The following is a 23,722-nucleotide window of genomic DNA, read 5'->3' as shown; positions in this document are numbered from 1 at the left end:
CATTGTCATGACGCTCGCGTTCAGAGACGGCGAGCGCTGACCTCGGCACTACGCAGGCGAATCGCCAGCTTGTCTAGAATGCCGTTCACGTATTTATGGCCGTCGGTGGCGCCAAATGACTTAGCCAACTCAACGCCTTCGTTAATCACTACACGATAGGGTACTTCCATTCGCCGGGATAGCTCATAAGCGCCTAAGCGAAGAATCGCCAGCTCGATGGCATCGAGATCTTCCAGACGGCGATCTAGCAGCGGGGAGATTTCACGATCCAGTTCCGCTTTAAAACGAACGGTGTTGTGCAGCAATTCGTGAAACAGCGCTTTGTCAGCGATCTCCATCACCTTGACCCAGTTTTCGTGGTCTTCCAGGTCGTCATCGGCTACCTGACTACGAAACTCGGCTTCAATGGTAGTGATGGATTTACCCGTCATGTGCCACTGATAAAGCCCCTGCACGGTTAACTCACGCGCCGCGTGGCGGCCTTGCTGAGCAGCAGAGGGTTTACGCTCGCTCATTGGGTATCTCCTAACGGCAGCGCGCGTAGCAGTGAGACCATTTCCATGGCGGCCATGGCCGCTTCGGTGCCTTTATTACCGGCTTTGGTGCCCGCACGCTCAATCGCTTGTTCGATCGTCTCAACGGTTAACACGCCGTTAGCGACCGGGGTATCGAACTCAAGCTGCAAGTGATTAATCGCTGTGTTGCAGCCGCCCGCCACGTATTCAAAGTGTGGCGTTCCACCGCGAATCACCGCGCCTAGCGCGATGACGGCATCAGGCTTCATCACCTTCAGCACGCGCTTGACCGCTAGCGGTAGTTCCCAGGCGCCCGGCACGTGAACAATATGGATATGCTCGGCATCGACGCCATGACGCGTCAAACTGTCCACCGCCCCTTCCACCAGGCTATCCACCACGTGATGGTTAAAACGACCGACCACGATGACATAATGCCCATCGACGTCAACAAAAGTACCTTCAACTTGAGAAAGGGAGTTCATCAATTTATTCCTGCTGCTTAGTACTGCGAGATTAGTCCTGCTGGAGTGATCCTGCTGGATCACTCCTGCTGAAAGGTTGGCTCATCCGCCGTGTCATTAGGCCCCAGACGCTCAACGACTTCGAGATCAAAGCCGGATAGCGCGGAGAACTTCCACGGTGAACTCAATAACCGCATTTTACCCACGCCTAAATAGCGCAGGATTTGCGAGCCGGTGCCGATGGTTAAATAGTTACCAGCGCCGTCAGAATCACTGGTACGCGGCTGGCGAACGCGATCCAAAAAGATATCCAGTTGATCTTTTAAATCCTGATGGGGGCGCCCGTCATCAATCAACACAAACACCCCTGCGTTCGAACTGGCAATCTCCTCCAGCGCCCGATGGGCATCCCAGCGGCACTGGTCGCCTTTCATCAGGCCCATCACATCGCGCAGCGTATCGGTAAGATGCACGCGAACCGTGGTGGACTCCTCTGGGGTGGGCTGACCGTTCACCAGCGCCAAATGGTGAGCGCCCTGAATGCGGTCGCGGAAAACGTGCAGCGTCAGTTCGCCATGCGCCGTCATCACCGTTGAGGCTTCCAGGTGATCAATGGTCTGCTCGTTGACGATGCGGTAGTGAATCAAATCCGCAATGGTGCCCATTTTAATGCCGTGCTCTTGGGCAAACGCTTCAAGCTCTGGGCGACGCGCCATACTGCCGTCGTCGTTCATGACCTCGCAGATCACACCGCTGGGATCACATCCTGCCAGTGCGGCCAAATCACACGCTGCTTCGGTATGCCCCGCACGGCGAAGCACGCCGCCAGGCTCTGCCATCAACGGGAAAATATGCCCCGGCTGAACGATATCAGAGGGCTTGGCATGGGGCGCCACTGCCGCTTGAACCGTGCGTGCGCGATCCGCCGCTGAAATACCGGTGGTAACGCCTTCAGTCGCTTCAATCGAAAGCGTAAACTTGGTGCCAAAACCGGAGCCATTGTCACGCACCATGAGCGGCAAATTAAGCTGCTCACAGCGGGCACGGGTCATCGGCATACAGATAAGACCACGGGCGAAACGGGCCATGAAGTTGATATGCTCAGCCTGCACTTTTTCGGCGGCCATGATGATATCACCTTCGTTTTCGCGATCCTCATCGTCCATGAGAATCACCATTTTGCCCTGGCGGATATCTTCCACCAGCTCGGCGATAGGGGCTAAGCCTCTAGAGGAGGAGTGCGCCATGGAATCTCCAAAAGTTGTCGCGTAACGTTGCCGCAAAAAAGCTGTTGCGCCAGCTTGTAACGAAAAGTCGTCACGAAATAAGGTTGTCACGTTAGCTGCGATTTCGCGCGTCAGGGTACCTTGCTATCGCCAGTTGCGCTAGTCGACTGAGGGGAAGCGATAATGCGCCAATCGCGCCCCACCGCTCGCATATCATGAATGGTTAAACGTCGCTGATCGGCCATGCGTGAGAGCCCTGGCAGCGCAAATAGCGGTCGTGCCTCTCCACCCAACAGCGTGGGGGCGACAAATAGCTGCAGCTCATCGACTAACGCCGCATCAAGCAGAGCACCCGCCAGGGTCGCGCCGGTTTCTACCAGCAGCTCATTAACCTGTTCGCTTTCGGCTAACCAATTCAGCATCAAGGCTAAATCAATGCGGCCATCACTACCGGCAGGCAACACATGCACCTCGGCGCCCGCTTTGGTTAACCGTTCGCGCTTTTGAGCCACATGGTCTGGGGTGGTCACCACCAAGGTTCGCCCCGGTTCGCTTAAACAGGCGGCCGCCAAGGGCAAGCGCAAATGGGTATCTAACACCACCCTCAGCGGTTGGCGCTGTACCACCTCATCGGCATTGGCAAGCGACAACTGCTCAGCGCGAAGAGTAAGCCGCGAGTCGTCCATAATAATCGATTCAACGCCGCTTAATATCGCACTGGAGCGCGCTCGCAGCCGCTGCACTTGCGTTCGCGCTTCGGGGCCGGTAATCCACTGAGACTCGCCTGAGCCCATGGCAGTACGGCCATCCAAACTCATGGCCATTTTCAGGCGTACAAAGGGGCGCTGCGTGGTCATTCGGGCAATAAAGCCTGGGTTCAATGCCCGCGCTTCACTTTCAAGCAGGCTTACTGCCACCTCAATACCGGCTTCCTCAAGCAAGCGAATACCCCGGCCACTAACCTGGGGGTTGGGGTCCTGCATCGCAATCACTACCCGTGCCACCTTGGCCTTTTGCAGAGCAACCGCACAGGGGCCGGTACGCCCAGTGTGCGAGCAAGGTTCAAGGGTGACGTAAGCCGTCGCGCCCTGGGCCCGTTCACCGGCCGCGTTTAAGGCATGGATTTCCGCATGCGGCTCACCGGCTCGCCGATGAAAGCCTTCCCCGACGATCTGCTCATCGCGCACAATCACACAACCGACCCGAGGATTAGGATCGGTGGTGTAAAGCCCTTTGCGCGCCAGCTTTAGCGCCTGCGCCATAAAACGGTAATCGTCTTGGCTAAACAGGGCACTCATTTTGGCGGCTCGCTAGTGTGTCTCACTGTAGAAGAGGGCTCTTGATCGGGCTCTTGGGAAAGCCGATCAATCTCAGCACGAAACTCATCCAAATCCTGAAACTTGCGGTACACCGAGGCAAAGCGGATGTAAGCCACATGGTCGAGGGTTTTAAGCGCCTGCATCACCGACTCACCAATATCACGGGCGTTGATCTCACGATCGCCTCGGGCACGAAGGGTTTGACGTATGCGCTCGACGGCCGCTTCAATGGCTTCCGCGCTGACCGGGCGCTTTTCAAGCGCACGCAGCATGCCCGCCCGGAGCTTGGCTTCATGAAAACTTTCCCGTGATCCGTCTGACTTCACCACGCGAGGCATTACTAGTTCAGCAGTTTCGTAAGTGGTAAAGCGCTCCTGACAGCTCGCACACTGGCGACGACGACGCACTTGATCGCCATCGGCTACCAACCGCGAATCGGTCACTCGAGTATCGTTTGCACCACAAAAAGGGCAATGCATAGCGGTCAACCTGTTGTCAGCTCGTGCGGGCGTGCCGCACGAGTTAGCGTGTTATAACCTGGCAATGAATATGCTATTAATGGCGTTTAAACCGGCATCAACGTCTTAAGCTAATGGATGTTAGCGTTTAAACGCGCTATCAACCTCGCATTGTAACGATTTGGCACACAAGCTGCAGCGTTTGTGGCAGATTGTTTATCAGGAGCCACCCATGTCCCCCTTTGAGCAGACCGTGCACGGCTACCTCAGCCACCTATACGGGCCGCGTGCTGGCGAAGTGCAGCGCCGCTTAAATCAACACCTTGAGCATTTTCTGTCGCTTGCACCGTTTTCGTCTGCCCCCGGCGATGCTCCTTCCAAAAACGCACCTTCATGGAGCGAAAAAGATCAGTGGGTGATTAGCTATGGTGACTCCATTATAGAAGAGGGTGTGCCGCCACTGGCAGTCCTTAGCGATTTTCTTCAAGCGCGGCTGGGTGAGCGTATCAGCGGCGTGCATGTGCTGCCCTTCTTCCCGTGGAGTAGCGACGACGGCTTCTCGGTGATCCACTACCGGGAAGTGAACAGTGAGCTTGGCGACTGGTCGCATATCCGCGAGCTCGCCGGTCATTACGACCTGATGGCCGATTTGGTGCTCAACCATGTTTCCAGGGAGTCGCTCTGGTTTGTGGATTACCTGAGCGGCAGCCTACCCGGCCGCGACTACTTCATCGAAGTTGACCCTGACACCGATGTCTCCCAGGTAGTTCGCCCCCGCAGCAACCCGTTGCTGGTACCTGTTTCAACCCGGCGCGGCACTCGTTATCTATGGGCAACCTTCTCCGAAGACCAGCTCGATCTAAACTTTGAACATCCGGATGTACTGCTGGAGTTCGTCGGTATTCTGCTCTTCTACCTGGAGCAGGGCACACGGATTATCCGCTTGGATGCGGTGGCTTTCTTATGGAAGCGGTTGGGCACCTCCTGTATTCACCTGCCGGAAACCCACACCGTGGTGCGTTTGCTTCGCGCGATTGTCGACCATGTCGCCCCAGGCACTCTGCTGATTACCGAAACCAACGTGCCGCACCAAGAGAACATCAGCTATTTCGGGCTTGAACGGCTCCCCAAGGGGCCGCCCGATGAAGCGCACATGATTTATCAATTCACGCTGCCACCGCTGCTGCTCCATACCTTAACCCGTGGCGAGGCCAGCACGCTGCAAACCTGGCTTGCCAGTCTGCCGGTTCTGCCTGACCACTGTACTTACCTGAATTTTACCGCCAGCCATGACGGTATTGGTGTGCGCCCACTGGAAGGCCTACTGCCCGATCACGAGCGCGATGCACTACTGGAGCTGATGCACAAGTTCGGCGGTTTTGTCAGCATGCGGAGCAACCCGGATGGCAGCGACACGCCCTACGAGATCAACATCACCTGGTTTGAAGCCATGCGCGGCACTCGCCGTGGCCCGGATCCATGGCAAATAGCCCGCTTCCTATGCAGCCAAGCGATCATGCTCAGCCTGCAGGGAATTCCAGCCCTCTATATCCATACGTTAACGGGCACACTCAACGATGTAGAAGGCGTTGAGCGCAGTGGTCGCCTGCGCTCGATCAATCGGCGACGCTGGCAGCGTAGCGAGCTGGACCTGCTACTGGATAGTCCTTCCACCCCTACCCACGATGTGTTTCATGCCTTAAACCGGCTGCTGGATCAGCGTCGTCAAGAGCCCTGTTTCCATCCCACTGCTGCCCAGCGGGTGTTGGAGTCGCCACCAGAATTGTTGGCGGTGGAACGTGGCCCCCTGCATGATGGCCGTCGCCTGCTGGCGCTGTATAACGTTACCGACCTGCCGCTCCCCTTAGCGAATGTGGGTGAGGCGGTAACCCAAGCGCTGAACCAACACGCATGGCACGCGCTTGACCCAAGCAACCCGTGGGAGGCCGAAGGCGCCCTTCCGCCTTATGCGGTGCGCTGGCTGGTGGCCACCGGTTAGTCGCGGCGCCTCGCTCGCCAGTTGCGACATAACGTCCCAGGGGCGACTAACATAATCCTTAAATAATCTAGTGCTGCGATGATGCCAGTCCAAGATCACATGAAGGATCGTTACTGGTTATGTTGCAACAAAGCATCGCCCTTGGCCCGATGGGCTTTAGTATTCACCAGCTATTGATCGGCCTGGCCTTTTTATTGGCACTGCTGGCTGGCGCGCTGTTGGGAAGGCGCCATCGGGTAGCCGTCAGCGATACGCTGTTTACACTGCTGCTGGTTGCCCTTGTCGGCGCGCGCCTGGTTTTTGTCCTGCGTTACTGGGGAGAATACGAGGGGCTACTTGGCCGTCTGGATATTCGAGATGGCGGCTTTGATATTGTCGGTGGCCTTATCGCGGCACTGGCGTACGCCGGCTGGACGCTGTGGCGCTCCCCCCGCCAGCGGGTGCCACTTTCCGGTGCCCTACTGGCGGGCGGCCTTGTCTGGGGGTTGACCGCCGCTAGCGCCACCATGATAGAGCATCAATCCCGGCCGTTGCCGGAGGTGGCGCTGACTACCCGTTCAGGCGAGCCCATTGACCTTCCCCACCTGTCACGCTCGACCCAGCAACCCATGGTGGTCAATTTGTGGGCCAGCTGGTGTCCGCCCTGTATCCGTGAAATGCCGGTGTTTGAGCAAGCGCAGGATAATGAACCCGGCATCACCTTTGTGTTCGTTAACCAAGGGGAGTCGCTCGGCCAGATCAACGCTTTCATGGATGAGTACGGCTTTTCTCTCAAGAACGTGTGGCAAGACCCACGCAATGCCGTTGGCCAGGCTACCGGCGCCAATGCGATGCCTACCACACTTTACTACGATGCCGACGGTCAACTCGTCAGTACTCATTTTGGCGAACTTTCCAGCGCCACCCTGCAGCAAGGATTGGAGCGTTTACGCTGATTGCTGCATGAACCGTCCACCTTTTTCGCCTGGCTAACGTCACCTCACTCAAACAGGATGTTGCAATGCGCTTAAACCACTACACCACTATCAGCAGTCTTGTTCTCCTGGCAGGGCTGGGAGGAGTATCCACAGGTTACGCCGATGATCTCCCCGCCCCAGTTCAGGCACTGGCCGACCAGGGCCTGGAAATTCATGGCCAGTTTGACGCCCCTGGCGGTTTGCGCGGCTACGGCGCCAGCGCTCAGGGCCAGGACATGGCCATTTACCTGACCCCAGATGGCGAGCACGCGGTGGTGGGGACACTGATGGATAGCGAGGGTAACGACCTCACTGAAGCGCAACTGGATGAGCACGTGCGTGCGCCTTTAGAAGCACAGACCTGGCAGCTTCTGAGCGAAAGTCATTGGATTCAGGATGGTGACGTGGATGCCCCTCGTGTGATTTACACCTTCACGGACGCCAACTGCCCCTATTGCCGTCAATTATGGCAAGACGTTCGCCCCTGGGTAGAGGCCGGTGAAGTGCAACTGCGTCATATCATGGTGGGTATTTTAGCGCCCGACAGCCCTGGCAAGGCCGCCGCCATACTTGGCTCCGCAGATCCAGCGGCCACACTGCACGGGCACAATAGTGGCGAAGAAGCTGAAGCCAGCGCACAACCTCGCGAGATTGAAGAGCAGGTGTACGCCAACAACCAGCTTTTTGAAGAGCTGGGGCTATACGCAACCCCCACCAGCGCCTTTCAGCGCGAAACAGAAGATGGGACGATACGCATCGACCGCATCCAGGGCCTACCCAGCGATGAGCGCCTGATCGACATGATGGGCAGTGAAGCGCCCTGAAGCCGCGGCGTCACTCTTCAACGTCAGCTCGCGACACCGTGATCGCGAGCTGACGTTAATTCCTGCAGTGTTGCAACCGATTACCGATTTTACTCCTCCGACAGTTTCTCAAACCTCGGCATGCCTACATTCCAGGGTTTGATATCGCCTTTCTCGCCGAAGTTGTCATGATCTCCCAGCACATGACCATCATGCTCGCGGGTTTGACCATAGAGTGAACGGCCATGGAACCGTTCCGCCGTCTCGGCGACGTCCCCCGTATAGCGAGGATCCTGAGGACGCTCCTGACTGGTGATGTAGTAGGCAATATCCCAGGCCTGTTGATCACTGAGCGAGCGGGGCTGGCCAAGCGGCATGTTCTGATAAATGAAGCCCGCCATGGTTTCCAGCCGCGCGATGCCTGCTCCCCAGTTATTGGAGCCGTCGCCCCATGGCGGGGGAAACACGTACTCATCATTTTCATAGTGCCCGGCACCATTTTCCTGGTGGCATATCGAGCAGTTTTCCTGGTAGGCAGTTTCCCCTCTAGCGTAGCTGGGCTCTTCGGTCGGCTCTTCTGGCGCCGGGAAGCCACGACCATAAATCGGCTTGTCGGGATACATCGGTGCGCCGGTGGCCAGCCACTGGTGATAGGCACTGAGTGCCAACATTTCATCACTACCATACTCCGGTGGCACGCCGTTCATGGAGTAGGCAAAACAGCCGGCGATACGCTCTTCCAGGTTATTCACATGCTGGTTCTTGCCACGGAAGTCCGGCAGTGTAATGGCCGCTGTCCACACCGGCGCGCTGAACGGCACCCGCCCTTCCCCCAGATGGCAACTGGAGCAGTTCATGTCATTGAAGACATTCTCACCACGCAATTGCTGCGTATTAGTGAATAGATCGTGACCGTAGCGGATGACTTTTTTCAGTTCCGGATGAATATCGGCACTTTCCAGATCTTCCATGGTGGGCGGTTCGTGCACCAATTGGTTCAGCGCTGCATCCGCCCGCTCTTCCTGAGCAAAGACACTGGTGGCGTATACGCTAATACCGATGCCGACCGTCAATGAACAGCCAGTAAGCGCTAAAACGAGAGGGCGTGGACAGGTTATCATTGTGCTGACTCCTGGTCGGCGGAGGCGGGTTGCTTGGCGTACCAGGCGGATACAGCCTGGATGTCGTCATCACTCATGCGCTTGGCAATGGCACCCATCAGGTTTTGCGGATCGTTGCTGCGAGTTTCGTTTTTCCACGCCGACAATTGGGTGCGGATGTAGCCGGCATGCTGGCCTGCAATGCCTGGGAAGGTATCACCTACCCCCCTGCCCCCAGGCCCATGGCAGCTTTGGCAGGAAACAATGTAGGCGTTCCAATCGCCACGTTCGGCGAGCTGCTGCCCGCGGGCCAGCAGCGTCTCGTCGACTTCATCGCCGCCTTGCCCCTGGGTAGCGGGTAGCTGGCTGTAGTAGGCGGCCACATCAGCGATTTGCTGGTCGTTGAGCATATTGGCAAATGTTGCCATCGTCGCGTTTTCACGCCGCCCCGCTTTAAAATCATGTAACTGCTTGGCGATATAGTCGGCATCCAGGCCAGCTAACCGCGGCCAGGACTCACCATCAGGCACATTCATGCCACTGCCATCGGCCTGGTGGCAGGCGCTACAGCTGGCCGCGGCGGCTTGACCCCGCTCCACATCCCCTTCCTGGGCCACCGCCCCTGCGGCGATCAGGGTGAGACCTACACAGAGACCAACCCTGCTAACGTATTTGTTATTCATATCGGTTTCTCCCTTGCGTTATCATTTTTAGCTGTCCGCTACTGGCACCATCAGGCGAGCGGTAAACCCGCCACCCGCCGGGCTGGCGAATGCCACTTCGCCATCGAATCGTTCAGCGATTGCCGCGACAATCGCCAGCCCCAGCCCGCTTCCCTGCTGCTTGCTGGCACGCCAGAAGCGTTGCGTCAGTTGCTTGAGCGTCGCGTCATCGACGCCAGGGCCCTGATCGCTGACGCTGAAAGTAAGAAAGCGCTGCCCGTGCTCCCACTGCGCCTCCAGCGTTACGGGCGTTTCCGGCGGCCCATGGTGCAGCGCGTTATCGAGCAAATTGCGTAGCGCGGTAATCGCTAGCTCACGGGGCATGGCCAGGGTGGTCTCTGGCCAGCCAGCGGGCACCACAAAGCGGCCAGAGTGACTGTGGTGGCAATCCGCCAGGGCGCACTCGGCAACATCGGCAACACGGCTTACCTCGCCATCATCAAACCGGGCACGTCCTTCTACCCGTGCCAGAGTCAGCAGCTGATCAAGGGTCGAACTCAGCCGCACCACGCCCTCTTCCGCCTGATTGAGCGATGCCTTCGCCGCCTCCCCGTCAACGCGGCGGGCAACTTGCAGGTGAGTTTTGATGGCCGTCAGCGGCGTGCGCAGCTCGTGCGCGGCGTCATTGGTAAAGCGCTGTTCGCGGATAATGGTTTGCTGCACCCGCGCCAACAGCGCGTTAAGCGTTGTAATGAGGGGCCGGATCTCTTTTGGCAAGCCGTAGGTAGCCACCGGGGCCAGCGCATCCGGATGGCGGTTGGCAAGCGACTCTCGCAGCCGTGTCAGCGGTGCCAGCCCACGCCAGATGCCTAGCCACAACGCCACCATGCTGCCCACCAGCGCCACCACAAACGGCACCACCGCCACTCGAATAACGCCGCTCAGCAGTATGTTCCTTTCATCCATTCGGTCGGCGGTGGTAATCACGATGCCATTGCGCTCGTAGGTGAAGACCCGCCAGGTCACATCACCAGCCTGGCGATAAGTGTGCCCGCCCTCTCCTGGCGCCAGCACATCGTCCATATCGGCATGGGTGCGCGCCATGACCTCGCCTTGGGGGGAATGCACCTGGCAGGCCAGCCCTTCAATAGAGGGAATGGAGAGCACTGGATGTTCGGCGTCCTCCCATACGTCAAGGGGAAGCTGCAAAACCAGCCCAGCCACCATTCGCGCCGACTGCGCCAGGCGTTGGTCCAGGGTTTCTACAAATTTGTCTTCCAGATCACGCATCAGCCACGCAGCGGCGATACCCCATAGCAACGCCAGGGTGAGCCCCAGGGTGAGCAGTAAGCGCGCGCGTAAACTCATAGCTGGTCCTTACAGAGTGTGCCCGCCAAGTGCACCGCCTCAGGCTTGCCCAGCCGATAGCCAAGCCCGCGCACCGTTTCGATCACTCCGCTCCCGAGCTTGCGGCGCAGGTGGTGAATATGCACATTCAGGGCATTGCTCTCGACATCATCATTCATGCCATAAAGGCTGTCTTTGAGCTGATCGGCCGACAGTACGCTGCGCGGCGATTGCAGGAAGGTTTCCAGCAGCACCAGCTCACGGCGAGACAGTGCGATCAGTTGCCCTTCGACATACACTTCGCGGGCGGCGGGATCTAACGCGAGGGCTCCATGGGAAATCATGCCGCTGCTACGCCCTGCCACACGGCGCAGCAGAGCGTGCAGGCGCGCGACTAATTCATCCAGATCGAAGGGCTTTACCAGATAGTCATCGGCACCGCCCTGCAGACCATCCACCCGGTCTCGCACGGTATCTCTTGCAGTTAACACCAGCACCGGCACATCGACGCCCTGCTCACGCCACTCGGCCAACAACTGCAGGCCATCGCCATCCGGCAAGCCACGGTCAAGAATGACCACATCACTAGTGACTGTTCGCATCGATTGGCGAGCGGCGTTGAGCGTGGAGACGTGATCGACGACAAAATCGAAGGTCATTAATCCAGAGCGGATACCCGATGCCACCAGCGGGTCATCTTCAATCAGCAAGACGTGCATAACGGTTTCCTTTTTATTACCTGACAGCATGACTGCCACGCATTAACCCAGCGTTAAGAAAACAAAACGCCCTTGCAGTAAAGGCAAGGGCGTTAGCAGCAGCGACCATATAAGTCCGACTTATTAGCCGAGCCTTTTGGCGGCAAACCACCCCAGCACCATCGTCACCAGCATGGCCGCTAGCGGTAGTGATACGCCGCCAATAGAGGCGATCGCAGGCCCAGGGCAGTAGCCGGAAAGCCCCCAGCCAATGCCAAACAACGCTGCGCCGCCCAGCAATTTGCCATCCAGCTCCTTTTTGGTGGGTAACTGAAAGACGCCGCCCAACAGGGGTGCCGAACGTTTGAATACCAGCCGATAGCCGATAAAGGTGGTTACCACGGCCCCGCCAAGCACAAACATCAGCGTCGGGTCCCAGGCGCCCGCTACATCTAAAAACCCCAGCACTCGTGCGGGGTCGGTCATACCGGAAATTGCCAAACCCAAACCAAAAATCAGCCCCGCCGCATAACCAGCCGCTGTTTTCATCGCGTTCCTGTTCATTGCACACCGCCTAGGCCTAACAGATGGCGCGAGATATAAACGGTCACTAGCGCCGTCAGCAAAAACATACCGGTGGCAGCCATGGAGCGTGGCGCCAAGCGTGCCAAGCCACATACGCCATGCCCACTGGTGCAACCGCTGCCAAGCCCTGTGCCCACACCCACCAGCAAGCCGGCCACCAACATCAATCCGACGCCTCCGGCTGGCGCGCCAATCACCTCACCTGGGTTACCGGCCACGTTTCCCAAGCCGCCACCTAATGCCATGATCAACAGCGGCCCGCTAATCAGCCCTAAAACAAATGCCACCCGCCAAGCGCTATCGCCTTTGGGACGCTGGGTTATTAAGTTACCAACGATCCCACTAATCCCCGCGATACGCCCTAACGTTGCCATTAGCCAGGTGGCGGAAAGCCCAATCAGCAAGCCCCCAGCTAAGCCTTGTAAACCTGCTGTCCAATCCACTGGTATCTCCCAAGCATTCCGCTTTCACAAGTTAAAAAAATAGAAACGGTTAGAAAAAATTAATCGGCACTTTTAAATAGACCGTGCCATTTTCTTCCGCCGGAGGCAGCGCTCCTGCCCGCATATTGACTTGAACCGAAGGAATAATGAGCCGTGGCATGCCTAAGGTGGCATCGCGCTCGGTGCGCATCTTCACAAACGCCTCTTCGCTGACACCTTCGTGAATATGCACATTCTCATTGCGTTGTTCTGCTACGCTGGTTTCATGCTGAAAGGTATCGCGGCCGGGGGCTTTATAGTCGTGGCATAAAAACAGCCGCGTCTGCTCGGGCAGCGCCAACACTTTTTGAATAGAGTGATACAGGGTACGTGCATCGCCGCCGGGAAAGTCGCACCGCGCGGTGCCATAATCCGGCATAAAGAGCGTATCGCCTACAAAGGCAGCATCCCCCACTACGTAGGTTAAGCAGGCGGGCGTATGGCCAGGGGTATGCAGTACACGGCCCTGTAATTGCCCAATGGCGAAGGTATCCCCTTCTTCAAACAGCGCATCAAATTGGCTGCCATCCCGAGCAAATTCGGTACCCGCATTGAACGCCTTGCCGAAGATCTCTTGCACCTTGACTATTTTGGCACCGATGCCGGTTTTGCCTCCTAACTGCTCATGCAGATAGGGGGCTGCCGAAAGGTGGTCGGCGTGCACATGGGTCTCCAAAATCCAGGCGACGTCGAGCTGGTGTTCGCGAACAAAGGCGATGATGTTGTCAGCTGAACGCCCATCCGTTCGCCCTGCGGCATAATCAAAATCGAGCACCGAATCTATGATCGCGCAGGCACTGCTATCGGGGTCTTGAACAACATAGCTAAAGGTGTTCGTGGGTTCATCAAAAAAGTGCTTAACGATTGGGCGTTGCATTGCTGCCTCCCATTAGTGGTAATCGCATTCTCATGCTTTAAAGACAGCATAGTGCATTCTAGGTTCTATCGTTAGACTATTTTTGAATATTACAGCAGCTACAATTCACAAAAGAGGAGTGATGGGCCAAACAGTTTTATGAGAAATTTCGCTCATCTCTATCTTGTTTAAGCCGATAGTAAAGAAATAGTGGCAGTGCTACTCAATTACAAAAAAGGCCAGCTACCGGTGGGTAGCTGGCCTTTTTTCATTACGTATTTTGTGGCGTTAAACCTTACCTTGATTATCCAGCTCAACCGCCTCGTGCATACGCGTGAGGAGGTCGGGCACGGCTGCCTGTACGCGGTTCCAGCTGGGAATAAAAGGCCGTTCTCTAGGGTTATCCAGGAATAGATTACCGGCCTCGAGCAGGTTGCTGGCGAATAGCTCGACGGCTTGCTCTTCACTATGGCGATCAAGGCTCAGGCCATTCATGGTGGCATCGTGGTCGTAGGCTTCGATCAAATCCAATGCGAAGCGGTAATAAGTCGCTTTGAGCGTGCGGAAATCTTCGCTGCTAAAGGTAATACCCTGAGTGGCTAATTTTCGATACAGCGCTTTTGAGATATCCAAACTCATCCGGTTTAAGCCGCCGTTGGGATCATCTTCGCTAACCGGCTGGTGCTTGTGGTCGTAGGCATCGGCAATATCGACTTGGCAGAGCTGACGCAGTGAGTAGTTACGCTGCAGCTCCGATAGCACACCGATCTCCAGCCCCCAATCAGCGGGAATACGAATGCCTTCCAGCACTTCGCTACGCATCGCAAACTCACCCGAAAGCGGATACCGGAAGCTATCCAAGTAGTCGAGATACGGCAGCGGCCCACAGACGGTTTTAAGCGCCCGCAGCAACGGCGTGACTAATAGCCGAGAGACACGGCCATTGAGCTTGCCTTCCGCAATACGGGGGTAATAGCCTTTGCAAAAACTGTAGTTGAAATTGGGGTGGGCCACCGGGTACATCAAGCGCGCCAGCAGTCCGCGCTCGTAGGTCAAAATATCGCAATCGTGCAGCCCGACCACTGTCGAGCGCCCAGACGACAACATATAACCAGCGCAGTACCACACATTGCGCCCTTTGCCCGGCTCCAACGACCCTAGCCCATGCTCTTCCAGTTCCGCATCAAGCGCTTTCAGGCGTGGTCCATCGTTCCATAAAATGCGCGTATGTTGCGGCAGACGTGAGAAAAATTCGCGGGCGTATAAAAACTGTTCGCGGTCGGCGCGATCCAGGCCAATGACTATCTCATTGAGGTAAGGGACCTTAACCAGTTCATCCACAATCGCTGAAAGCGCAGGTCCTTCCAATTCGGAAAAAAGCGACGGTAGAATCAAACCCATCGGCCGCCGTCGGGAAAATTGGCATAGCTCCTCTTCAAGTGCCTCGACTGAACGCTTAGTCAGGTTATGGAAATCGGTAATAATCCCATTTTGATGAAAGTCACTCATGCGCTTGCCTCCCTGGATTCATGGAACTGTTCTCAAATACCGAACCATTCTCAAACAACAACAGCATCATTTTTTTCCGCCGTCGCTAAACGGCGGTCATCTCGCCCCCACCAGTGGGCAACCCCCTCTGCCCAGCCGGTCGGCCCTGTTGCTTCCGTGCGATATAACGAAGTGTTACGCGGCTCTACGACTAAATCGTGGCAACCGCGGATGACAACAGCTTGATCAACAGCTTCAAGCATAGAGATATCGTTCGGTCCATCCCCCAGCCCTAGCGAAAGAGGTGTGCGGCCTCTTAATGCCGTAAAGCGTTTCACCAGCCACTCCACTGCACTGCCTTTATCCGCGGAGCGCCCCATGACATGCCAGAAACGTCCGCCTTGTGTTAGCTGTAGGCCATCTCCCTCCAGAGCTGCACGAAATGCTTCTAATGCTGAGTCACTGTCTTTCCATATCAGCGGCTCGCTTCCTTCTCGCTGCCGCGCATCACGGGCGCGGGACTCATCCAAGCCGGTAAGCTCCATGACTTCTTGCACAGTCAGTTCACCCATCCGGGTAAATTGAATATTCAAACGCTCGCGCCACACCTTTAAGCGCGCACGAATAAAGCCAATATCCACCCCAGGGTGTTTAATCACCACGCCATCTCGGCCACCACCAGGGCGGTCTAAACGGGCATGGCACCAACCGGGCGGCAAGCCAATCACCGCTCCATTCTCTGCGATAAAAGGCGTACCCGTCAGGCCCAACGCTTCGCGCAGCGGAATCAACTCCGCACGGGTTTTACTGGTGACCGGAATGACCGGCACGCCCATTTGTTTTAAACGAGCAAGCCACGGCGCGGCGGGGCTGAAGTCATAACTATGGTGATCCAGCAGCGAGCCATCTAAATCGGTCACTACCAGACGCGGCTGAAACGCAGGGTCTACCGGCGATGGTGGCGGAGAAGGCGACGGAGAAAGCGGCGCTGAAAACTGATTGAATTCCGGCATGGCACTACCTCTATTCGGTCTTAGCACATCGTCAAGGCAGTAGCCTGCGATGCCCTATGGCGATGACCAACGAGTAGTTGGCTATGAAAAGGATAGCAAGTTATAAGCCAAATCAGAGAAATGTAGCTTTAGCAGAGGGTTATCGGGGATTATTAGAATTTTATGGCGCGTCACACTCCCAAGCACCAAAAAGAAGCAGCTTGAATGCACCAAAATAACGCATGAAACACAATAGTGCACTGTCGCACTGATACCCATTAAGAAATGAGACCAAACTTTAAAAAAACTGAGACAGTACTTGGCAACGCCTCATAAATAGCTATACTCAACTTGTACCCACTGGTAATCCTGTATACCCCCTCACCTGATGCCAGTGGGCTGCAGTGAGCCAAGCCCTTTCATGCCCGCCTCCCCCGGCGGGCTTTTTTTATGGGCTACCACAACAGAGACAAAAAACGGGTGGCCCACATGGGTCACCCGTTTTTTGGGCTGTCCTTAGCCAGGAGAATCGCTATAGCTACTACTTATAAACAGGCAGGCGCGCGCAAACCTCAGCCACTTTATCCAGCACCTTCGCTTCGATGGCGCTGGTGTCTTCGCCTTTGGCCAGCACGTCTAGAATGTCGCAGATCCAGCCCGCGAGCTGGGTACACTCTTCTTCACCGAAACCGCGTGTGGTGACTGCCGGGGTGCCAATACGCAGGCCGGAGGTGACGAACGGGCTTTGCGGGTCGTTAGGCACGGCGTTCTTGTTCACAGTGATGTGGGCACGGCCTAGCGCCGCATCGGCATCTTTACCGGTTACGCCCTGCTTGATCAGCGAGAGCAGGAACAGGTGGTCTTCAGTGCCGCCGGAGACAATGTCGTAACCGCGGTCGATAAACACCTTCGCCATTGCCTTGGCGTTTTTCACTACCTGCTGCTGGTAGGTTTTGAACTCGGGCGCCATGGCTTCTTTGAAGCAGACTGCCTTGGCCGCAATCACGTGCATCAGCGGGCCGCCCTGGCCACCGGGGAATACCGCTGATTGCAGCTTCTTCTCGATATCGGCGTCGTTTTCGGCCGAGAGAATCACACCGCTACGCGGTCCGCGCAGTGTTTTGTGGGTGGTAGACGTGACCACGTGCGCATGAGGTAAGGGGCTTGGGTAAACACCCGCCGCTACCAAGCCTGAGACGTGCGCCATATCAACCAGTAAGTAAGCGCCCACTTCATCGGCGATTTCACGGAACTTGGCCCAGTCAACAATTTGTGAATAGGCTGAGAAACCAGCGATGATCATTTTGGGCTTGTGCTCACGAGCCAGCTGAGCCACTTGGTCGTAATCGATCAGCTCTTGATCATTCAATCCGTACTGAATGGCATTATAGTGCTTGCCCGAAAAGCTCGGCTTGGCGCCGTGGGTCAGGTGACCGCCAGCATCCAGGCTCATGCCTAGAATGGTGTCGCCTGGCTTGACCAGTGCCTGGAAAACGGCGCTGTTGGCTTGCGAGCCGGAGTGCGGCTGTACGTTTACATAGGTAGCGCCGAACAGCTCTTTAGCGTAATCGATCGCTAGGTTTTCAGCGATATCGACGAATTCACAGCCGCCGTAGTAACGCTTGCCGGGGTAACCTTCGGCGTATTTATTGGTCAGCTGGCTGCCCTGGGCTTCGAGTACGCGGGGGCTGGCGTAGTTTTCTGAAGCAATCAGTTCGATGTGGGCTTCCTGGCGCGCCACTTCTTTCTGCATGGCATCAAACAGCACATCATCGAATCCGGCAATTGACATATCACGGCTGAACATCGGCGGGAACCTCGTAACGAGAAAGGATCATCATGGAAGAAGCGAGGCCGGTATCATAACGCAGCCTGACACTACTTTCATCGCATCCGCGTCAGGTCGTGCATGAGCGTGCTTCATGTTGCGCGAGCCAGCAAAGGCTGACCGATTGGGCAACTTAGCTACCAGATTAGAAGTCATTAGCGAGCGGTCCATTTGCATTTTCCTTCACTCTGAAAAATACTGTATATTCATACATACACTTTAAGAGTCAGGATGCCGACAATGCCGGGCCAGTCTTCTCATTTTACCCCCGCCTTGCCGTTAAGCGCCCAGCCGCTGCCGTATTTAACCTTTTTGGGCCGCGCTGGCTTTAGTGGTTTCCCTTCGCCTGCGCAGGATTACGAGCCGTGTACGCTGGATCTCAATACCCGGCTGGTTAAAAACCCTACCCAGACGTTTTATGTCACCGCTACCGGTAACAGCATGGAGGGGTGGGGGATTTTTGAGGGTGACCTGCTGATCGTCGACCGCGGTATCGAGCCTCGCTTGGGCCACATTCTGGTCGCTATGCTGGAGGGTGAAGCGTTGATCAAACGCTACGCGCTTTACCAGGGTACGCCCCACCTCTGCTCCACCCATCCCCACTACCCGCCCTTGCCTCTTGAGGGCAGCGACTGTCAGCTATGGGGCGTGGTGCGCGCTGTCATCCATGAGTACGTGCGATGATTGGCCTGGTCGACGCCAATAACTTCTATGTCAGCTGCGAGCGGGTATTTCAGCCCAAGCTGGAAGGTAGGCCCGTTGGGGTGATGTCCAACAACGACGGTTGTGTGATCGCGCGTTCCGCCGAGTTGAAGGCGCTGGATATTCCCATGGGTACGCCCGCCTTCAAACTCGAAGGGCTGCGCCAGCGTGGCGAGATCCATCTGCTCTCTTCCAACTACGAGCTTTATGGCGATATGTCCGCACGGCTGGCCCAACTGCTCCGCGATGCCTGCCCAGAGATTGCGCCCTACTCCATTGATGAAATGTTCGTCTATTTAGAAGGTTTCACCACCGAGCAGTGTGAAGCACTGGGACGAAAGCTGCGTCAGCGTATTCGTCGTCATTTAGGGTTGCCGGTGTGCGTGGGGCTTGCCCCTACCCATACACTCGCCAAGCTGGCTAATCACCTTGCAAAACAAGACCCTCACTACGAAGGCGTTTGCTTATTAAGCGGGCAGGACCACACCACGGAAGCGCTGCTAAAGCGCACCCCGGTGGGCAGTGTGTGGGGGGTCGGGCGTCGGCTGGCCGAGCGCTTGGCGATTGGCGGCGTCAATACCGCCTGGGATTTACGCGAAAGCGATGAAAAACTGCTGCGCAAGCGCTTTTCGGTGGTGCTGGCTCGCACAGCGCTTGAACTGCGCGGCACTTCTTGCCTGGAAATGAATGCGTTGGACCAGCCGCGCCAGCGCATTATGACCTCGCGCTCGTTCGGCCAACCGACCGGCGTGTTTGCCGAGGTGCACAACGCGTTGCGCCACCACGCCCAGCGTAGCGCTGAGAAACTGCGTGAACAGGGCAGCATGGCCCGAGCGGTGATGGTGTTTCTCAATACCAACCGCCACCGCCGCGACCAGCCGCAGTATTTTCCTCAGGCACTGATCCCCCTACCCTCACCCAGCGACGATACGCGGGTGATTCTTGATGCCGTACGCCAGGGGCTTGAGCAGATTCACCGTCCTCGCTTTCGTTTTATGAAAGCGGGCGTGATGCTGCTCGACTTGGTGGACGCCGAGCAGCATCAGCTTTCACTGCTGCATCCCCCGGCCCGTGAGCGTCACCCCTTCTTGATGGCCACAGTCGATCAGATCAATCAGCGCATGGGGCAAGGCACCATCAGCTTTGGCATGACCGATGCGCCTGCTGCCTGGCAGCTACGCTGTGCTCACCGTTCCAACCGCTTTACCACACGCTGGGATGAGCTGATGAAAGTGGGCACTCACCCCGGCGCTATCGATGCGTGTACTTCGCGGACGTAACCGCTACCCTAAGAGGCCAAATGCGTAGGAAACGCCGTTCTCATGTCTCTCAATCGGCCAGATAAAGAGTACGCTCCTGCCCCTGGCTTAGCGCAACGTTGGGCCAGCCGCTATGTACAGGGCTATTTACGCCGTCAGCCGGCCCTAGACTCACCCGATCCACATGCTCTTAAGCGTGCACGGCGCTGGATCATTGCCTGGGCAGCGCTAGCTGGCATGATTTCCGGCACGCTGATTGGTGGCGCCGAGTGGTTTATGCGCGAATTTGCCACTGGTAACTGGAAAGCCATGAGCCTGCGGGAACAGCTTCCCTACTGGGCGGGCTACCTGGCCGTCGCAGGTACCGTTACCGCGCTGGAAATTGGCTTTTTGTACTGGAATGCGCTGCGCGGCGTCGCGAATATAACGCGCTTAGCGGGCCTACGTTATGGGCAAACGGACGCACTGGAGCCCGATATTCAGTTGACTGTTCACGGTATTTCCCGAGCGGCCTTGGAATACCCCAGCCCCGGTAGTCTAATCTATGGCGTAGACCCTCACGCCTATCTGCACGGCTGGAGATTAACCTTTAGATCACTGCTTTACCGCTTAAAAATCAGCTTGAGCAGCTTTCTACTGCGCCTACTGCTGCGTCGATTATTAGGCCGACTGACGCTACGCGGTTTTCTACCCGTTTTAACCGGCCCGCTATACGCGGCGTGGAATGCTTGGATTGCCGCACGCATTATTCAAGAAGCCTATTTGCAGGCGCGTGGCCCTGCCCTGGTGAAACACTTAATGAAAACACTGGCTGACAGCGATGAGCATACCCGGCGTCTGGTAGCCCAGGGGGTGGGCGAACTTATCATGCGCAATCAGCATCCTCACCCTAACCTGGTGCTACTGTTGGCTCGCCTGCTGAACAGCCTAACGGGTAAGCCGCAGGCACTGGAGGTAGATTGGCCCATTGCCCTGCGCGACTATGCCCAGTTACCTGCCCCTGCGCGCCAAACACTGCTCAATGCACTCACCCAGGCGGCGCTGCTTAGCGGCACCTACCGGGGTTCGCGCAAAAAATTCTTAGTCGAGGTGTTTGCAACCTGCCAAACGCCGCTGCGCAATGAGGATATAAAAGCACAGCAGCGGCGTTTGCTATCAGGTCAGGCACCGTAAAGGATAGATGCCGTAGAGGATTACGCCGTTTTTAGCGCGTGACGCAGCCGCGGGCTTAGGGTTTCCCCAAGCACCGCCATGACCACCAGTATCGCCAGCAGCCAGGGCCAGTGCGCTGCAAACGAGACCTGATAAACACCCAGCGCATCGACAAAAATCACCACAATGCCGAGCGGGCTAACGTAGCGCACCATGGCCAGCCATAGTGCATAAGGCAGTGGCGACAGCCCGAGTTCTTCGCGGAAGGTGTCGCTTTTCAATATAAAGCCCGCCAGCAGCACCATGCCCAGGCCGCCCAGCGGCATCATCCAGCGTGAGGTCAGGTAATCCAGCCAGTCGAAAAAGGTCTTGCCTGCCAGCGTCCAATCCGCGCCCAGATTGAATGACAGCATCGCCAGGGTGCTGATCAACCACAGCACAATACCCGTGCCCCAAGCAGCTGCCGGGCGCGAAATGCCTTTGTTATCGCACAGCCAGGAAACCGTCGCCTCGACCATGGAAATGGCAGAGGTCAACGCGGCCATGGAGAGCATGAGGAAGAACAAAATGCCAAATAGCGTTCCCAGCGGCATCGCCTGAAAGGCCAGGGGCAGGCTCATGAAAATAAGCCCTGGGCCTTCACCGGGGTCCATGCCGTTGGCAAAAATGACCGGAAAGATCGCCATCCCCGCCATCAGCGCGACGACCGTATCCGCCACGGCCACACTGACCGTGGTACGGCCGATGGAAGCATCTTTAGGTAAATAGCTGCCGTAGGTAAGGATCGCCCCGGAGGCCAGCGAGAGAGTAAAGAAGGCGTGGCCCAGCGCTGCCAGCATGCCTTCGCTGGAGAGGCTGCCTGCGTTGAACGAAAACAGGAAGTTCACCGCCGCGCCAAAGCCACCGGAAAACATGCCAAAGCCAATCAGGATCACCAGCATGATTACCAAGCCTGGCATCATCCAACTGACACTCTTCTCGATCCCCTTCTGTACGCCCTTGCCCACAATCAGCATGGTGAGCAGCGTCACCAAGGTACTCCAGAAACCGAGATTCAGCGGATTAGCGTTGTTGGCGCCAAACACGGCGGCCATCTCATCGACGCTGCTGCCTGCTAAGCCACCGGTCAGCATCTTCCACAGATACGAGAACGACCAGCCCGCCACAACGACGTAAAACGACAGCACCATAAAGCCGCAGAGCATGGCCATCCAGCCAATCAGCGACCACACCGACGAGCGGCCTGATTCATTGACCACGCGGCGAATGGCATCCACCGGGCTGCCCTGGCCGCGCCGTCCAAAGGCGATCTCGGTCATCATGACCGGCACACCCACGGCAAAAATACAGGCCAGGTACACCAGCACGAAGGCACCGCCGCCGAACTCCCCAGTGATATAGGGGAATTTCCAGATATTGCCCAGCCCAACCGCCGAACCGGTTGCTGCCAACATAAACCCCCAGCGGCCTAGCCACTGGGTGCGAGGTTGCCCAGAAGAGGTCATTTGCCCAGTTACCCTGTCAGAAAAAGGCGCTCATCCTATAGGATTTCGCGGGCAATGCCTAACAGGCCTACGCGTATACGGCGGTTTTGGCGGCAGCATCCAGACGCTGGGCGGTTTGATCCACCTTGCGTAAACAGGCGAGTAGCACAGCGCCGAGGGCCACAAAGCCGCCTGCCAACCAAAGCCCTAGGCTGTAATTGCCAGAGGCTTCGGCCAGCATGCCGGTCAAGGCCGGGGCGCATATCTGGGCAACGCCGTAGGCCAGGGTCATCTGCCCCATTAACCGCGCAGGGCTTGAAGGATAAAGCCGCCCCGCCATGGTTAGCACCAGACTGACGCAGCCGAGGAAGGTACCGCCGTAGAGCACGGCGCTGAGCAACACCGCCGCTGCATTCGCGGTAATCGCAGGCAGTACGATGCCTACTACCTGAATGCACATGGCGATAATCAGCGCCCCCAGGTAACCGACGCGGCGGGCGACTAAATCCCATAGCATCACCGCAGGGGCCGCGGCTAAACCGGCCAGGGCAAAGGTCCAATTCCCCATCCCCGCCAGCAGCGGCTCACGCTCGACAATCGCGACGAGAAAGGTAGCGCTGATCACATAGCCATAACCGGCGCAGAAATAGGCAGCCAGCATCCAGCGCATAAAGGTGCGTGTGGGCGGCATCGCGGGTTGGCTGTTCGCCGCGGGCGCACCGACGACCGGTTTCTCCGGGCGCGGCAACCACCGCCACGCGGGCACGAGTAGAGCTGCACCCAGCAGGCTAAAGCCCCACCACTGGGTCTGCCAGCTAAACGACAGTTGCAGCATCATTTCAACCGCGACGGAGACCACCACCATACCGATGCCCAAACCTGCAAAGTGGATGCCCAGCTCGCCGCGCTGACGGTGTTGCATCAGCCAGTGAAGAATCAACCCGGACGCTAGCAACATTGAGCCACTGCTGGAAAGTCCCGCCAGAAAACGCAGCCCCGCCCATACCCAGAAGTGCTCGGTGAGCGCCATGCCCGCAGTGGTAAGCACTGCCAGGATTAACCCACAGCGGAATAGGAGGTCTTTGATATAGAGACTGCGGATGGTGGCGGCCAACACCGCCCCCAGCATATAGCCCGCGTAGTTGAGCGCCGCCAGCCAACCACCATCGGCGTCACCCATCCAGGTTTGCTGCTGCATCACCGGCAGCAACGGCGTATAGGCAAAGCGGGCGATACCCACACACAATATCTGGCTGAAAACGCCCGCCAATAGCACTCTAAAGCGCTGGGAACCTAGCGTTGCTGCGGTCATCGGGCTGCTCCTTAAACACCACTTTTATTATATTA

Annotated in this window: 23 protein-coding genes; 6 read left to right on the top strand and 17 right to left on the bottom strand. The window is 57.1% G+C overall.

Features of this window, described 5'->3' with window-relative positions; all coding sequences use genetic code 11:
• Window positions 1-20: 20 nt before the first annotated feature.
• The 5 genes from nusB to nrdR all read right to left on the bottom strand — a co-directional run bounded on the left by nusB (window position 21) and on the right by nrdR (window position 4,003).
• Entirely contained in the window at window positions 21-515 is a 495-nt protein-coding gene (gene nusB / locus Q3Y66_RS06375; RefSeq protein ID WP_008959667.1) for a transcription antitermination factor NusB, read from the bottom strand.
• The gene (gene ribE, locus Q3Y66_RS06370) at window positions 512-1,000 is read right to left on the bottom strand and encodes a 6,7-dimethyl-8-ribityllumazine synthase (protein WP_008959666.1); all 489 of its coding nucleotides are present in this window, start codon (window positions 998-1,000) and stop codon (window positions 512-514) included. Before ribE ends, nusB begins: the two co-directional genes overlap by 4 nt.
• Window positions 1,001-1,059: 59 nt before the next feature.
• Complete coding sequence (gene ribBA, locus Q3Y66_RS06365; RefSeq protein WP_008959665.1) at window positions 1,060-2,226, bottom strand: bifunctional 3,4-dihydroxy-2-butanone-4-phosphate synthase/GTP cyclohydrolase II; 1,167 nt, start codon at window positions 2,224-2,226, stop codon at window positions 1,060-1,062.
• 110 nt (window positions 2,227-2,336) lie between these two features.
• Window positions 2,337-3,503, bottom strand: a complete 1,167-nt coding sequence (ribD, locus tag Q3Y66_RS06360) for a bifunctional diaminohydroxyphosphoribosylaminopyrimidine deaminase/5-amino-6-(5-phosphoribosylamino)uracil reductase RibD (protein ID WP_008959664.1) — start codon at window positions 3,501-3,503, stop codon at window positions 2,337-2,339.
• Entirely contained in the window at window positions 3,500-4,003 is a 504-nt protein-coding gene (nrdR, locus tag Q3Y66_RS06355; RefSeq protein ID WP_035587415.1) for a transcriptional regulator NrdR, read from the bottom strand. The genes ribD and nrdR overlap by 4 nt, the downstream gene beginning before the upstream one ends.
• 211 nt (window positions 4,004-4,214) lie before the next feature.
• Between nrdR and Q3Y66_RS06350 the strand changes: the two genes are divergently transcribed.
• From Q3Y66_RS06350 to dsbG, 3 genes are all read left to right on the top strand, one after another.
• Window positions 4,215-5,981 carry a sugar phosphorylase gene (locus Q3Y66_RS06350; protein ID WP_008959662.1) on the top strand — a complete coding sequence of 589 codons (1,767 nt, stop codon included), beginning with the start codon at window positions 4,215-4,217 and terminating at the stop codon, window positions 5,979-5,981.
• A 119-nt stretch (window positions 5,982-6,100) separates the two neighbouring features.
• Window positions 6,101-6,916 carry a TlpA family protein disulfide reductase gene (locus Q3Y66_RS06345; protein ID WP_008959661.1) on the top strand — a complete coding sequence of 272 codons (816 nt, stop codon included), beginning with the start codon at window positions 6,101-6,103 and terminating at the stop codon, window positions 6,914-6,916.
• 65 nt (window positions 6,917-6,981) lie between these two features.
• Window positions 6,982-7,761: a thiol:disulfide interchange protein DsbG gene (dsbG, locus tag Q3Y66_RS06340; protein WP_008959660.1), complete on the top strand. Its 780-nt coding sequence runs from the start codon at window positions 6,982-6,984 to the stop codon at window positions 7,759-7,761.
• Window positions 7,762-7,850: 89 nt separating this feature from the next.
• Here dsbG and Q3Y66_RS06335 read toward each other — a convergent pair whose 3' ends face one another.
• The 10 genes from Q3Y66_RS06335 to glyA form a co-directional block, all read right to left on the bottom strand.
• Entirely contained in the window at window positions 7,851-8,861 is a 1,011-nt protein-coding gene (locus Q3Y66_RS06335; RefSeq protein ID WP_035587423.1) for a c-type cytochrome, read from the bottom strand.
• The gene (locus tag Q3Y66_RS06330) at window positions 8,858-9,523 is read right to left on the bottom strand and encodes a c-type cytochrome (protein WP_303319542.1); all 666 of its coding nucleotides are present in this window, start codon (window positions 9,521-9,523) and stop codon (window positions 8,858-8,860) included. Before Q3Y66_RS06330 ends, Q3Y66_RS06335 begins: the two co-directional genes overlap by 4 nt.
• A gap of 27 nt (window positions 9,524-9,550) precedes the next feature.
• Window positions 9,551-10,870, bottom strand: coding sequence for an ATP-binding protein (locus Q3Y66_RS06325; RefSeq protein ID WP_008957235.1), 1,320 nt, complete (start codon window positions 10,868-10,870; stop codon window positions 9,551-9,553).
• Window positions 10,867-11,568, bottom strand: a complete 702-nt coding sequence (locus tag Q3Y66_RS06320; RefSeq protein ID WP_008957236.1) for a response regulator — start codon at window positions 11,566-11,568, stop codon at window positions 10,867-10,869. Before Q3Y66_RS06320 ends, Q3Y66_RS06325 begins: the two co-directional genes overlap by 4 nt.
• Before the next feature lie 123 nt (window positions 11,569-11,691).
• Complete coding sequence (locus tag Q3Y66_RS06315) at window positions 11,692-12,111, bottom strand: DUF6691 family protein (protein ID WP_008957237.1); 420 nt, start codon at window positions 12,109-12,111, stop codon at window positions 11,692-11,694.
• The gene (locus tag Q3Y66_RS06310; RefSeq protein WP_008957238.1) at window positions 12,108-12,575 is read right to left on the bottom strand and encodes a YeeE/YedE family protein; all 468 of its coding nucleotides are present in this window, start codon (window positions 12,573-12,575) and stop codon (window positions 12,108-12,110) included. Before Q3Y66_RS06310 ends, Q3Y66_RS06315 begins: the two co-directional genes overlap by 4 nt.
• A 49-nt stretch (window positions 12,576-12,624) precedes the next feature.
• Window positions 12,625-13,491 carry an MBL fold metallo-hydrolase gene (locus Q3Y66_RS06305; protein ID WP_008957239.1) on the bottom strand — a complete coding sequence of 289 codons (867 nt, stop codon included), beginning with the start codon at window positions 13,489-13,491 and terminating at the stop codon, window positions 12,625-12,627.
• Between the two features lie 267 nt (window positions 13,492-13,758).
• Window positions 13,759-14,979, bottom strand: a complete 1,221-nt coding sequence (locus Q3Y66_RS06300) for a glycosyl transferase (RefSeq protein ID WP_008957240.1) — start codon at window positions 14,977-14,979, stop codon at window positions 13,759-13,761.
• A gap of 50 nt (window positions 14,980-15,029) precedes the next feature.
• Entirely contained in the window at window positions 15,030-15,971 is a 942-nt protein-coding gene (locus tag Q3Y66_RS06295; RefSeq protein WP_008957241.1) for a mannosyl-3-phosphoglycerate phosphatase, read from the bottom strand.
• A 520-nt stretch (window positions 15,972-16,491) separates the two neighbouring features.
• Window positions 16,492-17,757, bottom strand: a complete 1,266-nt coding sequence (gene glyA / locus Q3Y66_RS06290) for a serine hydroxymethyltransferase (protein WP_008957243.1) — start codon at window positions 17,755-17,757, stop codon at window positions 16,492-16,494.
• 261 nt (window positions 17,758-18,018) lie between these two features.
• Here glyA and Q3Y66_RS06285 point away from each other — a divergent pair, with 261 nt between their 5' ends.
• From Q3Y66_RS06285 to Q3Y66_RS06275, 3 genes are read left to right on the top strand one after another with little or no spacing between them, the layout of a single operon-like run.
• Complete coding sequence (locus Q3Y66_RS06285) at window positions 18,019-18,462, top strand: LexA family transcriptional regulator (RefSeq protein ID WP_008957245.1); 444 nt, start codon at window positions 18,019-18,021, stop codon at window positions 18,460-18,462.
• On the top strand, window positions 18,459-19,760 hold the full coding sequence (locus Q3Y66_RS06280) for a Y-family DNA polymerase (RefSeq protein WP_008957246.1): 1,302 nt from the start codon (window positions 18,459-18,461) through the stop codon (window positions 19,758-19,760). The genes Q3Y66_RS06285 and Q3Y66_RS06280 overlap by 4 nt, the downstream gene beginning before the upstream one ends.
• Window positions 19,761-19,802: 42 nt before the next feature.
• Window positions 19,803-20,912, top strand: a complete 1,110-nt coding sequence (locus Q3Y66_RS06275) for a hypothetical protein (RefSeq protein WP_008957247.1) — start codon at window positions 19,803-19,805, stop codon at window positions 20,910-20,912.
• A gap of 20 nt (window positions 20,913-20,932) precedes the next feature.
• Here Q3Y66_RS06275 and Q3Y66_RS06270 read toward each other — a convergent pair whose 3' ends face one another.
• Together Q3Y66_RS06270 and Q3Y66_RS06265 are read right to left on the bottom strand one after the other, a co-directional pair.
• Window positions 20,933-22,396, bottom strand: coding sequence for a sodium-dependent transporter (locus Q3Y66_RS06270; protein ID WP_008957248.1), 1,464 nt, complete (start codon window positions 22,394-22,396; stop codon window positions 20,933-20,935).
• Window positions 22,397-22,463: 67 nt separating this feature from the next.
• The gene (locus Q3Y66_RS06265) at window positions 22,464-23,687 is read right to left on the bottom strand and encodes a YbfB/YjiJ family MFS transporter (RefSeq protein WP_008957249.1); all 1,224 of its coding nucleotides are present in this window, start codon (window positions 23,685-23,687) and stop codon (window positions 22,464-22,466) included.
• Between the last annotated feature and the right edge of the window lie 35 nt (window positions 23,688-23,722).

This window comes from Halomonas sp. HAL1 (assembly GCF_030544485.1).
Taxonomy (GTDB): Bacteria; Pseudomonadota; Gammaproteobacteria; order Pseudomonadales; family Halomonadaceae; genus Vreelandella; species Vreelandella arctica.
This window is presented reverse-complemented; position numbering and strand designations above follow the sequence as displayed.

Coding starts and splice junctions, on each gene's coding strand:
- Q3Y66_RS06325 (WP_008957235.1), bottom strand. CDS start 10,870: ATGAGTTTACGCGCGCGCTTACTGCTCACCCTGGGGCTCACCCTGGCG.
- Q3Y66_RS06345 (WP_008959661.1), top strand. CDS start 6,101: ATGTTGCAACAAAGCATCGCCCTTGGCCCGATGGGCTTTAGTATTCAC.
- dsbG (WP_008959660.1), top strand. CDS start 6,982: ATGCGCTTAAACCACTACACCACTATCAGCAGTCTTGTTCTCCTGGCA.
- Q3Y66_RS06335 (WP_035587423.1), bottom strand. CDS start 8,861: ATGATAACCTGTCCACGCCCTCTCGTTTTAGCGCTTACTGGCTGTTCA.
- ribBA (WP_008959665.1), bottom strand. CDS start 2,226: ATGGCGCACTCCTCCTCTAGAGGCTTAGCCCCTATCGCCGAGCTGGTG.
- Q3Y66_RS06270 (WP_008957248.1), bottom strand. CDS start 22,396: ATGACCTCTTCTGGGCAACCTCGCACCCAGTGGCTAGGCCGCTGGGGG.
- ribE (WP_008959666.1), bottom strand. CDS start 1,000: ATGAACTCCCTTTCTCAAGTTGAAGGTACTTTTGTTGACGTCGATGGG.
- Q3Y66_RS06305 (WP_008957239.1), bottom strand. CDS start 13,491: ATGCAACGCCCAATCGTTAAGCACTTTTTTGATGAACCCACGAACACC.
- Q3Y66_RS06265 (WP_008957249.1), bottom strand. CDS start 23,687: ATGACCGCAGCAACGCTAGGTTCCCAGCGCTTTAGAGTGCTATTGGCG.
- Q3Y66_RS06275 (WP_008957247.1), top strand. CDS start 19,803: ATGTCTCTCAATCGGCCAGATAAAGAGTACGCTCCTGCCCCTGGCTTA.
- Q3Y66_RS06350 (WP_008959662.1), top strand. CDS start 4,215: ATGTCCCCCTTTGAGCAGACCGTGCACGGCTACCTCAGCCACCTATAC.
- Q3Y66_RS06320 (WP_008957236.1), bottom strand. CDS start 11,568: ATGCACGTCTTGCTGATTGAAGATGACCCGCTGGTGGCATCGGGTATC.
- Q3Y66_RS06295 (WP_008957241.1), bottom strand. CDS start 15,971: ATGCCGGAATTCAATCAGTTTTCAGCGCCGCTTTCTCCGTCGCCTTCT.
- Q3Y66_RS06315 (WP_008957237.1), bottom strand. CDS start 12,111: ATGAACAGGAACGCGATGAAAACAGCGGCTGGTTATGCGGCGGGGCTG.
- Q3Y66_RS06285 (WP_008957245.1), top strand. CDS start 18,019: ATGCCGGGCCAGTCTTCTCATTTTACCCCCGCCTTGCCGTTAAGCGCC.
- Q3Y66_RS06280 (WP_008957246.1), top strand. CDS start 18,459: ATGATTGGCCTGGTCGACGCCAATAACTTCTATGTCAGCTGCGAGCGG.
- nrdR (WP_035587415.1), bottom strand. CDS start 4,003: ATGCATTGCCCTTTTTGTGGTGCAAACGATACTCGAGTGACCGATTCG.
- nusB (WP_008959667.1), bottom strand. CDS start 515: ATGAGCGAGCGTAAACCCTCTGCTGCTCAGCAAGGCCGCCACGCGGCG.
- ribD (WP_008959664.1), bottom strand. CDS start 3,503: ATGAGTGCCCTGTTTAGCCAAGACGATTACCGTTTTATGGCGCAGGCG.
- glyA (WP_008957243.1), bottom strand. CDS start 17,757: ATGTTCAGCCGTGATATGTCAATTGCCGGATTCGATGATGTGCTGTTT.
- Q3Y66_RS06330 (WP_303319542.1), bottom strand. CDS start 9,523: ATGAATAACAAATACGTTAGCAGGGTTGGTCTCTGTGTAGGTCTCACC.
- Q3Y66_RS06300 (WP_008957240.1), bottom strand. CDS start 14,979: ATGAGTGACTTTCATCAAAATGGGATTATTACCGATTTCCATAACCTG.